Annotated in this window: 10 protein-coding genes; 4 read left to right on the top strand and 6 right to left on the bottom strand. The window is 67.9% G+C overall.

Going from position 1 to position 11581, the window contains the following annotated elements:
- The first annotated feature begins 431 nt into the window (after positions 1-431).
- Entirely contained in the window at positions 432-1232 is an 801-nt protein-coding gene (locus ACWFRF_RS25125; RefSeq protein ID WP_452452523.1) for an adenylate/guanylate cyclase domain-containing protein, read from the top strand.
- Positions 1233-1243: 11 nt separating this feature from the next.
- On the opposite strand, the gene ACWFRF_RS25120 is transcribed toward ACWFRF_RS25125, so the two are convergent.
- Positions 1244-2497, bottom strand: coding sequence for a PucR family transcriptional regulator (locus ACWFRF_RS25120; protein ID WP_452452521.1), 1254 nt, complete (start codon positions 2495-2497; stop codon positions 1244-1246).
- 176 nt (positions 2498-2673) lie between these two features.
- On the opposite strand from ACWFRF_RS25120, the gene ACWFRF_RS25115 reads away from it, so the two are divergent.
- Positions 2674-3429, top strand: coding sequence for a class I SAM-dependent methyltransferase (locus tag ACWFRF_RS25115; RefSeq protein WP_452452519.1), 756 nt, complete (start codon positions 2674-2676; stop codon positions 3427-3429).
- Positions 3430-3442: 13 nt separating this feature from the next.
- Here the strand turns inward: ACWFRF_RS25115 and dnaG are convergent, their stop codons facing one another.
- The 4 genes from dnaG to ACWFRF_RS25095 form a co-directional block, all read right to left on the bottom strand.
- The gene (gene dnaG, locus ACWFRF_RS25110; protein WP_378637593.1) at positions 3443-5365 is read right to left on the bottom strand and encodes a DNA primase; all 1923 of its coding nucleotides are present in this window, start codon (positions 5363-5365) and stop codon (positions 3443-3445) included.
- A 25-nt stretch (positions 5366-5390) separates the two neighbouring features.
- Entirely contained in the window at positions 5391-6644 is a 1254-nt protein-coding gene (locus ACWFRF_RS25105; protein WP_452452518.1) for a deoxyguanosinetriphosphate triphosphohydrolase, read from the bottom strand.
- A 1-nt stretch (position 6645) separates the two neighbouring features.
- The gene (locus tag ACWFRF_RS25100) at positions 6646-7224 is read right to left on the bottom strand and encodes a YdcF family protein (protein WP_452452612.1); all 579 of its coding nucleotides are present in this window, start codon (positions 7222-7224) and stop codon (positions 6646-6648) included.
- A gap of 119 nt (positions 7225-7343) precedes the next feature.
- Complete coding sequence (locus ACWFRF_RS25095) at positions 7344-8276, bottom strand: LysR family transcriptional regulator (protein WP_452452516.1); 933 nt, start codon at positions 8274-8276, stop codon at positions 7344-7346.
- Between the two features lie 84 nt (positions 8277-8360).
- On the opposite strand from ACWFRF_RS25095, the gene ACWFRF_RS25090 reads away from it, so the two are divergent.
- Positions 8361-8777, top strand: a complete 417-nt coding sequence (locus ACWFRF_RS25090) for a DoxX family protein (protein WP_452452515.1) — start codon at positions 8361-8363, stop codon at positions 8775-8777.
- 12 nt (positions 8778-8789) lie between these two features.
- On the opposite strand, the gene ACWFRF_RS25085 is transcribed toward ACWFRF_RS25090, so the two are convergent.
- Positions 8790-9467: an MBL fold metallo-hydrolase gene (locus tag ACWFRF_RS25085; protein WP_452452513.1), complete on the bottom strand. Its 678-nt coding sequence runs from the start codon at positions 9465-9467 to the stop codon at positions 8790-8792.
- Between the two features lie 69 nt (positions 9468-9536).
- Between ACWFRF_RS25085 and ACWFRF_RS25080 the strand changes: the two genes are divergently transcribed.
- Positions 9537-11525 (top strand): TPM domain-containing protein, encoded by a 1989-nt coding sequence (locus ACWFRF_RS25080; protein WP_452452512.1) that lies wholly within the window; start codon positions 9537-9539, stop codon positions 11523-11525.
- Positions 11526-11581: the final 56 nt, after the last annotated feature.

The raw sequence follows: 11581 nt of genomic DNA, 5'->3' as shown, positions 1-11581 counted from the left end.
GTTTGCGCTTTATCGTGCGGCCTCAGCACCCCGCGTTCCAATGGTGCTTCGCACCCAGATGAAACCATCGTTGTGCACTATGCACCACCGGGCATGCACCGGACGCTTCACCCGTACACCCAAACAGGTGTACGGAAGCAGGATTCGCGGCTGCGGCCGACGCGGTTCCGCCCGGCGAATGCACGGTCTCCGTGCTTGCCAAATGTCGAGTACGGACCTTCTCAGCTGTAGAAATGCTGCCCGTGCGCGCAATGACGGCGAGTGAGCCGACTCGGTGCGGAGCGCGATGGTCCCAGGATTCACCGTCGGTAGGCATCCGCTACGCCAGTCGAATTTGAGTGAACGCATGTGTACTATTTTGCCGTGAACAGCTCGGGCGCACAGCCGCTACAGGGTTCGACCAGCCACGCTACTCCGCCAGGGTTGCTCCGATGACCACAGTCGCGATCACCGTGCTCGCGATCGTCGCCGCCGGTGAAGCCGTCGGCATACTCATCCTGTCGATCTTGCTGGTCCGGAGTCGGCGCAAGCGCCGGGCACCGCGTCGGTCGACGACGGGGCAGCGGTTGGTGGTGAGCGGTCGCGAAGCGGTACGGACCGCCTGGCAGGCCGCTGATCTGGTGCGTGCCAAAGGTTTTCGTGCCGCCGTGCTCACCTCTATCGAAGACCTCGCGGGCTGGGCACGGGTCGAACGTCCCGACCTGGCCAAACTGGCGCCGGACGGCAACGTCGTCATCATGTTCTCCGACATCGAGCAATCGACCGCTCTCAACGAACAGCTGGGCGACCGTGCGTGGGTCAAGCTGCTCGACCGCCACCACCGCCTGGTGGATCGCTGCGTGCACAACCACGGCGGCCATGTGGTCAAGAACCAGGGCGACGGGTACATGATCGCCTTCGCCGCTGCCGACCGGGCGGTCCGATGCGGCCTGGCCATCCAGGCGGCACTGAGCAAGGACGCCGAAGCATCCCGGGGCGAGGCCGATTTCCGGGTCCGGATCGGTATCCACATGGGAAGTTCCGTCCGCCGGGGTGACGATTTGTTCGGACGCAATGTCGCCATGGCCGCGCGGGTCACCGCGCAGGCCGAGGGCGGTGAAGTCCTCCTCAGCGAGCCGGTGCTGGAGGCGATCGGAAGCAGTACCGATCTCACGATCGGAACCGGACGTGAAGCGACCCTCAAGGGTCTGCGGGGCACGCACCGCCTCACTCCGGTCTGCGCGCAGCGGTAATCAGAATTGGCTCAACTGGGCCGGGGAGTGTTCTGCCGCCAGTACAACGCGTCCAATGCGACCGCGACATGCACGCCGTTCTCCGCCAGAGGACGTGGCAGCAACTCGTCCGCGCGGGCGATCCTGCGCAAGATCGTGTTCCGGTGGGTGAACAGGCGCGCCGCAGCGCGCGTGGCATTGCATTGCTCGTTGATGTAGACGAGGACCGATTCGCGTAGTTCGCTGTCGGCGTGTTCCAGATCGCCGAGGGTGTACTTGATGAATCGGTCGGCCTGAGCGCCGTTTTCGGTGATCAGCGAGGTCAGTTGCACCTCGCCGAAGGTGACCAGGCGTCGGGTGCTGTACGGGCGAGCGAGGATTCGGTGCGCGGCCTGCGCGTCGAGGTGACTGGTCCGGAACCCGGCGAGGTCTCGGCCGGTGGAGCCGATAGCGATCCGCACGCCGGGGATATGGTCCAGCGCTTCGGTCAGTGCCGCGGTGTCGGGAGGGGTGGGGCCGGGCACCCACACCCACAGGGTGGCCGCGCTGGCGAGCACGCTCAACGCCGTGGCCGCCCCGGCGGCCTGTGTGAGGGCCCTGGTCACCCGATGCGGTTCGTCGAGTTCGGCACCGGGAATGTCACTCCAGGCGATGGCCGCGGTGTGGGTGGCGTCGAGCCGGTAGCCGAGGCGGGTCGACGCACGCTCGATGTTGGTCGGCTCCCCCTCGAGAATGAGCGAAATGACTTCGCGGCGTTCGGCATACGAGCCGCGGGCGAGTTCGTCGCGCTCCTGACCGATGACCTCGGTGATCGCCTCGATGGTGCCGTCCACGAATGTGGCGATCGAGGCGGCGGTGACCTCCAAGACCTCCTGCAGCTCGAACGGGTCCGGCGTGAGAATGAAGATGATGGTCATCCATCGTCGCCAGACGACATTTTGCCCGACGCGATAGGCCTGCAAAGCGGCCTCGTTCATGCCACGCCGGACCAGGTCGCGAACGGTGGCGATCTGGTCCGCACCGAGGTTGATCGGCACCGGCATTCCCGGATCGGCCACGTTGGCCGAGGCCCAGTGCAGCAGGTTGCCACGGTTGACGCGCCGGACCGCCTCGGCCAGCAGCGGATCCCCCGCGACAGCGCGCAGGCTGGTTGTCAGGAGAGTGGCGTCATAGAGTTCGTCGAGCCATTCCTCCGGCGCGTTCAGCGCGATCTCGGCACCTTGGCGGATTACTTCTCGCGCGCGGTCGGACAGGCGTCGATCGAACAGACCATCACCGGAGTGCACCGTGTCATTATGCAACCTCCGATCCGAATTCATCTGCGCCGAACTGCCCGTCGCCGACCCGCGTACTTCGTCAACGACACCCGCGACCAGGCCGCGGCGTTCGTCCGCGAACAGCTCAGCCGGTAGCCGCGAAACTGAGAGGTGTCGCCGGGCGGTCGCTGGCATAGTGATTTCGCATGGGACGGACGTTCGAGGATTTGATCGCCGAAGCGGCATCGGCGCCGGTGGAAGGATGGGACTTCTCCTGGCTCGACGGGCGGGCCAGTGAAGCGCGTCCTTCGTGGGGTTATCAGCGGCTGATGAGTGATCGGCTGAAGACCGCTTCCGCTGCTCTGGATATTCAGACCGGTGGTGGCGAGGTTCTGGCCGAGGCGCAGGTGTTCCCGCAGACCATGGTCGCCACCGAGTCGTGGCCGCCGAACATCGCCAAGGCGACCACGTTGCTGCATCCTCGCGGCGTCGTTGTCGTCGCCGCGCCCGACGAGCCGCCGTTGCCGTTCGCCGATGCGGCGTTCGATCTGGTCACCAGCCGACATCCGGCGACGATCTGGTGGGCGGAGATCTCACGCGTTCTGCGTTCGGGGGGAACGTATTTCGCACAGCACGTCGGACCGGCGAGTGTGTTCGAGCTGGTGGAGTATTTCCTCGGTCCGCAACCGGAAGCCCGTCGAGGGCGCCATCCCGACGACGAGGCCGCCGCCGCGCGGGCCGCTGGACTGACGATCACCGACCAGCGGACCGAGCGGCTACGCATCGAGTTCCACGACATCGGTGCCGTCGTGTACTTCCTGCGCAAGGTGATCTGGATGGTGCCCGGGTTCACCGTCGAGGCCTACCTCGACCAGTTGCGGCGGCTCCACGATCGAATCCGGCAGGAGGGGCCGTTCGTGGCGTACTCCAGCCGTACGCTCACCGAAGCCACCAAACCGTGACTCACGGGTGGTGTCAGGCGCCGGCCGCGTAGCCCTCGTTGCCCATCGCCTGGGCGGCGAGGCTCTTGCGGTACTGCTCCAGCGCCACCAGGTCGCCGAACAGCGTCATGTAGGTGTCGGGCTCCTCGCTGGCCGACAGCCGCTGCAGCCTCGACTTGAGCTCGGCGATCTGGCGGCCCACCCAGGCTTCCTGGACTCGCGCGAGGATGCCCGTGATGAAGCGGGGGGTGTCGTTCTGGGTGCGCACCGGGAGCTGCTCGTTGGCCAGTTCGGAGACCAGGGCGCGAATCATCAGGTCGTCGGTGTGGTCGGCGACGGCGGCAACCCATTCCGCACCGCTGAGCCCGGCAGCCGTGCCGCCGGCCTGGGCGATCATGATGCGCACGGCCACATAGGCGGGGTGGGTGAAGGCGGCGGCGTCGATGGCGTCGAAGGACACGCCCGCGATGCCCGGGTATTGCAGTGCGGCGCTGAGGGTTTGGCGCTGCGCGTACAGCACCGGGTCGTTCGGTGCGGGCCGCACCGAGGAGCTCTCCTCGACGCGAGGTGCGGGGATCGCCGCGGCGCCGGACTTCAGATCGGGCGTGGTGCCGCCCATCCGGTTCTTCTTCGCCTCTTCACCGACCCGGCGCACGACGAGCTGGATGTCGTCCCAGCCCACCCAGCCGGCCAGCTTGGTGGCATACCCCTTGCGGGTGGCGTTGTCCTTGATCTGGGCCACCACGGGCACCGTACGGCGCAGCGCCTCGACCCGACCCTCGACATCGTCGAGATTGTGTTCGGCCAGCAGTCCGCGAATCACGAACTCGTACAGCGGGGTCCGCCGCGCCACCAGATCACGCACGGCGCTGTCGCCGGAGTGCTGACGCAACTCGCACGGATCCTGCCCGTCGGGCGCCACCGCGATGTAGGTCTGTCCCGCCAGCCGCTGATCACCGCTGAACGCCTTCAGCGCCGCGGCCTGCCCGGCCGCGTCACCGTCGAAGGTGTAGATGATCTCGCCGCGCCAGAAGTTGTCGTCCATCAGCAGCCTGCGCAGTACCTGCAGGTGTTCTTCGCCGAACGCGGTGCCGCAGGACGCCACCGCGGTTTTCACCCCGGCCAGATGCATGGCCATGACGTCGGTGTAGCCCTCGACGACCACGGCCTGATGACCCTTGGAGATGTCGCGCTTGGCGTGGTCGAGACCGAACAGCACCTGAGACTTCTTGTACAGCAACGTTTCCGGCGTGTTCACGTACTTGCCGGGCATGGTGTCGTCATCGAACAGCTTGCGCGCGCCGAAACCGATCACCTCGCCGCCGAGATTGCGGATCGGCCACAGCAGGCGACGATGGAACCGGTCGATCGGACCGCGCTTGCCCTGCTTGGACAGTCCGGCAGCTTCCAGTTCCTTGAACTCGAAACCCAAGCGCTGCAGGTGCTTGGTCAGCCCGTCCCAGCCCGCGGGGGCGTAACCGCAGCCGAACTGCGCCCAGGATGCCTTGTCGAAGTTGCGGTCGGTCAGATACTTGCGCGCGGCCTCGGCTTCGGGTTCGTGCAGCAGGCCCATGTAGTACTCGTGCGCGGCGGCATTGGCGGCGACCAGGCGCGAGCGGGTGCCCCGGTCGCGCTGCACCGAGGTGCCGCCACCCTCGTAGTTGATCTGGTAGCCGATGCGATCGGCCATCTGCTCGACGGCCTCGACGAAACCGATGTGTTCCATCTGCTGCAGGAACTTGTAGACATCGCCGCCCTCACCACAGCCGAAGCAGTGGAACAGCCCGTGGTTGGGGCGCACATGGAACGACGGCGACTTCTCGTCGTGGAACGGGCACAGACCTTTGATCGAGTCGGCGCCCGCGCGCTTGAGCGCCACGTACTCACCGACTACATCTTCGATCCGGACACGTTCACGGATCGCCGCGATATCGCGATCTGGGATTCGTCCGGCCACGTTGAGGGAGTCTAGTCGGGTCCGCTCAGCGGCAGTCCAGCGAGGCGGCGACGCGTTCGAAGCGGCTCTCGGTGTAGGAGGCGATCTGGTCGATCACCACGCGCACGCGTGCGGCCTCGGTGGCGGCGGCGTTGAACCAGGGCAGCATCTGATCGTCGAGGTGGGCGGGCGCGGTGGTGAGCAGGCGGTCGGCGACGGCCTGTACGCGGTCGCGCTGGGTCTGCTGGCGGGCGAGGTGGCCGGGGTCGGAGCGCACGTACCGCAACGCCACGGTCTTGAGGACGGCGACCTCGGCGGCCACGATCGGGGGCACGATCAGATCGGCCTCGTAGCGGATGAGCGGGCCTTGGCCGTAACGCTCGTGGGTGGCCGAGATCGCGGCGGTGGCGAAGCGGCCGACCAGTTCGCTGGTGAGCCGCTTCAACGCCACCGAGGCGGCGAAGCTGCCGTCGTAGGTCGCCGCGTCGGCCACGATGTCGAGTTCGGAGAGCCGTTGGGCGGCGGCGGCGAGCGCTTCGATCGACTGGTCGGGGTGCTGCCCGTGGCCCTGTTCGGCGAGCGCGGCCTGTTCGGCCGGGTCGGCGAGGGCGCGCAGGTCGATGCGGCCGACGATCACGCCGTCCTCCACGTCGTGCACCGAGTAGGCGACGTCGTCGGACCAGTCCATGATCTGGCATTCCAGGCTTTGTTTGCGGTCGGGCGCGTCTTTGCGCACCCAGGCCAGGCGCTCGAGGTCGTCGTCGTAGGCGCCGAACTTGGTGCCGGAACCGCTTCTGCCCCACGGGTATTTGAGGGTCGCGTCCAGGGCCGCCCGAGTGAGGTTGAGCCCGAAGCTCTCTGCGTCGGCGTCGAGGACCTTGGGTTCGAGGCGGGTCAGGATGCGCAGGTTCTGCGCGTTGCCTTCGAAACCGCCGTAGCGGTCGGCGAATTCGTCGAGCGCGCGTTCACCGTTGTGACCGTAGGGCGGGTGGCCGATGTCGTGGGCCAGGCCGGCCAGGTCGACGAGGTCGGGGTCGGCGCCGACACCGTCGGCGATACTGCGCCCGATCTGGGCCACTTCGAGCGAGTGGGTCAGCCGGGTGCGCGGGGTGTCGCCCTCGCGCGGGCCCATGACCTGGGTCTTGTCGGCGAGGCGACGCAGCGCGGCGGAGTGCAGCACGCGGGCACGATCGCGGGAGAACTCACTGCGATGCCCCTTGCCCGCGGCACCGGGCCACGCGGTCTTACCGGGCTCGTGGACCATGCGTTCCTGGTCGTGCGGGGTATAGGTCCCGGTCATCTCACTGTCCCGCCTCGTAAGGAAAATCTGCCGAGAAATGAGTGAGCTGGTACCAGAGCAGCGCGCCGGTTTCGCGGGCGATGCCGTGGAATTGCGACTCCCTCGTGTAGACGGCGGGCCCGGTACGGGTGGGTGCGGTCCACGCTTCCAGTCCTGCGTCGCGAGCCATCGTCCTGGTTCGCAGTGAATGCCACGGATCGCTCACGAGTACGGCCGATGACATATCGCGCTCCCCCATCGCCGACGCCACCGCCTCGATGCTGCGCAGTGTGTCGGAACCGGTTTCGACGGCCACGATGTTCTCGCTGGGAATGCCCTTGTCCTCCAGATACCGTTTGCCCGAGGCGGCTTCGGTATACAGGTCGCCCTCCTGTTTGCCGCCGACAGTGATCACGGTGGGCGCCACCCCGGCCTCGTAGAGTCGCCACGCCTGATACAGCCGCGCCTCGAAAACCGACGACGGCGTTCCCGAATACTGGGCCGCGCCGAGCACCACGATCGCGTTCGCGGGGGTGTAGTCGTCGATCCGCGCGACCTGCCAGACCCGGACCGCTGTCCCGGCGACCAGCACCAACCCCATCAGCACCGCGCCGGCGATCAACCGGACGAACCACACCGAGACCGTCGACACCAGCCCGCGCGGATGCCTGACATCCGGGGCGGGCGTGACCGTTCGCGAGAAACCCGATTTCACCTTCGTCAGTCTGCCAGGTCGGTCCGACGCCCCGCGGGGTCAGCGGTCACCACCGGATTCCGTTCCGGTGAACGGCCGACCGCCGATCCCGCGGACTCCCAGGGGATCGTCGCGGCGATGTCGACGAACGAGCGGATCAGCGGGCTGTGTGCCGCGCTGGTCCAGGCCAGCACGAGGCTGCTCGGCGGCTTGTCGGCGAGCGGGACCACCACGAGACCCTCCGGGACCGGGTGGCCCAGCGGCGTGAGGCCGACGGTGCCGTTCCACAGGACGGTTTGCTGACATTCGTGGACGGTGCGCACCACCGGGCCGGTGTCCGGATCGGTCGGGTGCGACCAGTAGCTCCGCCAGATCGGATCGGTGTCGGCGGGCAGCTGGAACCACTGTCGATCGGCCAGTTCGCGCAGGTGCAGACTCGCGCGATCTGCCAGGGGATCGTCGACGCGAAGGACGACACCCACCGGGTCGGTGCGCAAAACCTTTGTGGTGATGCCGGTTTCGTCGAAGGGCGTGCGGGTAAGGGCGATGTCGACGCGTCCGGCGCGCAACCCGGCCGTCGGGTCGGCGAAGTCGCCTTCTCTGATGTGCACCTGGACGTCGGGATGCGCGGCCCGGTACGCCGCGGCCAGTCGGCTCCCTGCCGCTTCGGCGAAGGTGCCGATCGTGACGGCGGACGCCCCGGCGGCGACCGCGACCCTGGTGCGCACCCGATCGGCCTGGGCCAGCAGCTCGAGGGCCTCGTCGTAGAGGGCGGACCCGGCAGGCGTGAGAGTCACGCCCGTCGGTGAACGACGTAGGAGTTCGTAGCCGAGGTCGTCTTCGAGCTGTTTGATCGCCCTGCTCAGGGGCGGCTGGGTCATGTACAGCCGGGCGGCAGCGCGACCGAAGTGGAGTTCCTCGGCCACCGCCGTGAAGTATCGCAGCAGACGGAGGTCCATGAGCTGCGACGATACCCGCTCGGTATCGGGTCCGCAGAGATCGGTCTTGGACGCGACCGGCCTCGCGATGATCAGGTGGAAGTCATGAGCGTCATGGTCCTGATCGGACGAATCCTGTTCTCCGCGTTGTTCATCGGCGCGGCTATCGGCCATCTGAGCGCGGCGAAGGACACCGCGCGCTACGCCGCGAGCCGTGGGGTGCCGTCGCCGTTGTTCGCGGTGTACGCCTCGGGTGCCGCCGTGCTCGTCGCGGGAACGAGCGTGCTGCTCGGCGCCTGGGGCGACCTCGGATCGCTTGTCCTGGTGGCGTTCCTGGTGCCGACGGCCTTCCTGATGCATGCCTTCTGGACGGAGACCGACGCCGAGACCAAGCAACACGAGATGGTCCACTTCAACAAGGATCTCGCCCTGGCCGGTGCGGCACTGGTGTTCTTCGCGGTCTTCGCCTACACCGCCGACCTGGGGCTCACCCTCACCGCACCAGCCTTCACGCTGCGCTGACCGGACCGGCGATCACCAACCCCGCGCCCGCCATTCGGGCAGATTCGCGCGGTCGGCGCCGAGGGTGGTGTCGTCGCCGTGACCCGGGTAGACGACGGTGTCGTCGGGGTAGCGGTCGAAAAGTTTGGTGGTGACGTCGGTGAGGAGGGTGTCGAAGTCGGCGGGGCTGTGCGTTTTCCCCACTCCACCTGGGAATAGGGAGTCGCCGGTGAAGAGGTGGGTGTGGCCCGCGTTGTCGGTGAGGGCGAGGGCGACCGAGCCGGGGGTGTGGCCGCGCAGGTGGATGACATGGAGGACGAGATCGCCCACTTCGATGGTGTCGCCGTCTTCGAGCAGACGGTCGGGGCGGACCGGGAGGTGGTCGGCGTCGAGGGTGTGGGCGGCGGTGGGGACCTCGAAGGACTTGGTGACCTCGGTCAGGGCCTGCCAGTGATCGGGGTGGCGGTGGGTGGTGACGAGCAGTTCGATCTGGCCGGGTGTCTCGAGCGCGGTCAGTTCGATGATGCGCTCGGCATCGTTGGCGGCGTCGATCAGCACCGCGGCGCCGGTGGTGGCGCTCTGGATCAGGTAGGTGTTGTTGTCCATCGGACCGACGGACATCTTCACGATGCGGGCGCCGGGGACGTCGCGCTGCTGGGCGTCCCCGCCCGCGGTGACGTGACCTGTGTACTGGCGAGCGACTGTGACCATGCACCCGATCGTAGAAGCCACGCGCCGCGCTGTCGTGCCGGTGTCGGTGTCGACCGTTAGATTCGACACATGCCGCTGTCGAGTTCGGCCCCACGATCGGTTTCCGCACTCTGCGCGGTGTTCGCCGTGTTGAGTCTGCTGTGCGCGCCGAGTGCGGTCGGCGAACCGCCCGCGCGCATGGGTCCGCAGGTGGTCGATACCGCGAATGTGCTCAGTGCGGGCGACGAAGCACGCGTGCTCGACGCGGTCGACGCCCTCTACCGCGATCACCAGGTGAAGCTGTGGGTGAACTATGTGCGCACCTTCGGGTCGATGGCGCCCCGCGACTGGGCTGCCCGCACTTCCGACCTCTCCGGTTTCAGCGATCATGATCTGCTGCTGGCGGTGGCCGTCGACGACCGCGGCTACTGGCTCGACGGCACCCTTCCCGAGAGTGTGAGCGACTCCGAACTGGACTCGCTGCTCGCGGGCTCGGTGGAACCCGATCTGCGCGACCAGAAGTGGGCACAGGCCGCGGTCGACACCGCCGAGGGAATCGGTTCGGCGATGCGGGGCGGCGGGGTGCCGTGGGGTGTGCTGATCCTCATCGGGCTGGCCGTGATCGTGGTGGCCGGCGGTTTGATGTTGTTCGCGCGAAAGCGTCGAGGTGACCGCGATCGTGCCGAGCTGACCACCGCGCGCGAGGTGGATCCGACCGATTCCGCGGCGCTGGCGCGATTGTCGCTGCCGACCTTGCACGCGCTCTCCCGCGAGCGACTGGTCGAGATCGACGATGCCGTGCGGACCAGCGCCGAGGAATTGACCTTGGCCACCAGCGAATTCGGTGACACCGCGGTGACGCCGTTTCGCTCCGCGCTCGATGCCGCCCGCGCCGCCACCGCGAAGGCGTTCACGATTCGTCAGCAACTCGACGACGCGATTCCGGAGACGCCGGACCAGCAGCGCGCCATGCTCATCGAGCTGATCGCCACGGCGGGCACGGCCGATCGCGAACTCGACTCGCAGGTCGCCGATTTCGACGCCATGCGGGATCTGCTCATCGACGCGCCCGCTCGGCTGGACACACTCACCCGCGATATCGTCGAGCTGACCGCGCGGATGCCGGGCTCCGAAGCCGAACTCACCCGCTTGGGATCGACCTATCCACCCTCGGTCATCGCACCGATCCACGACAACGTGCGGATGGCGCAGGAGCGAATCACCTTCGCCGAGAACAACATCGACTCCGCTCGAACCGCTCTCACCCAGCCCGTCGGGCAGCAGGGTGGTGCGGTCGCGGCGATCCGAGCGGCCGAAGGCGCGATCGGGCAGGCAAGGACGCTGCTCGATGCCGTAGACCAAGCCGCGACGAATATCCAGCAAGCGCGCGACGGTCTTGCGGCCGCCCTCGACGAACTGCGCGCCGACCTGAGCTCGGCCACGACCCTCACCGAGTTCGGCGGCGCCGACCTGGCCGCCGCGGTCTCGTCCGCCACCGCGGCCCTGAATGCCCCGAATGCCGACAGCGATCCCCTCGGTACCTTCCACACCGCAGTCACCGCTGATGCCGAACTGGACCGTGCGATCGCGGCGGCCTCGGATCGCAAACTGGCCGTGGAGGATCTGCGACGCCGGCTCGATCGCACCCTCACCGACGCATCCGCCCGCATCGATGCGGCGTCGTCGTTCATCACCACCCGGCGTGGCGGCGTCGATGCGGAGGCCCGCACCCGGCTCTCCGAGGCGCAACGTCACCTCGCCGAGGCACACGGGCTCGCGGGCAGTGACCCCGAACGCGCACTCGTCAGCGCACAGACCGCCGCCGACCTCGGCGGCCGGGCCATGCAGCAGGCGCAGGCCAGCGTGCAGGCGTGGGAGACGCGTCAGCCGATGTCGGGCGGCGGCTCACAGACCGGCGCGGTGCTGGGCGGAATCCTGCTCAACGAGCTGCTGCGGGGCGCGATGAGTGGCGGTTCGCGGCGCGGAGGCGGCGGCTATGGCGGAGGCGGCGGCTACCGTCCGGGCTCGTACGGCGGCTCGTCGGGATCGCGTCGAGTCAGCCGGGGCGGCAGATTCTGATCCCGGCCAGCGCGAGGGTCGACCGCGCCGGGCGCAGTGCCGGACGCGCCTGATCG

This window comes from Nocardia sp. NPDC055165, from assembly GCF_053606985.1.
Note: the sequence above shows the minus strand (reverse complement) of the source record. Positions and strands in the feature narration are given on the sequence as shown.